At 75.5% G+C, this 506-nt stretch carries 1 protein-coding gene; it reads right to left on the bottom strand.

What is annotated here, in order from left to right:
* The coding region (locus ABFX50_RS51210; protein WP_346158585.1) for a glycoside hydrolase family 36 N-terminal domain-containing protein at positions 1 to 506 on the bottom strand (506 nt) is incomplete at both ends.

The raw sequence follows: 506 nt of genomic DNA, 5'->3' as shown, positions 1-506 counted from the left end.
TTCACCACGACCGGCCTCGGCGAGGTCGGGTGGCCGGGGCGGGTGCGCAGGAACTCGTGGAACCGCGCCGACACCGAGTCCAGCCCGGCCGCGCCGTACGAGCCGTACTGCCACGGCGACTCGTACACCTCGCCCTCCGCCAGCCGTCCCTCGCCCGCGAGCAGCAGCTCGCCGGACCCGAGCAGGGACACCGCGTGGAACGTGCGCTCGGCGAACGTCCGGTGGTTGCCCGACCAGGCCGTGTGCACCGCCCACACCTCGCCGCGCCGGTTCGCGAAGTCCTCGGTGCCCGCCGCCAGCACGTACGCCGCGTCGTAGCCGGTGCGCCCGGTCCGGTTCTCCCGCACCCGCAGGCCCTGGGTGAACCGGGTCCGCTGCGGCGCGCGCTCGCGCAGGTGGTGGCCGCTGAAGTCGAGCAGCTCCACCGCCTCGGCGGGCACCGGCAGCGCCAGGTTCACCGCGTCCACGGTGAACACCGACCCGCCCAGGTTGGGCACCCGCGCGCG

This window comes from Nonomuraea recticatena (assembly GCF_039533245.1).
Lineage (GTDB): Bacteria > Actinomycetota > Actinomycetes > Streptosporangiales > Streptosporangiaceae > Nonomuraea > Nonomuraea roseola.
Note: the sequence above shows the minus strand (reverse complement) of the source record. Positions and strands in the feature narration are given on the sequence as shown.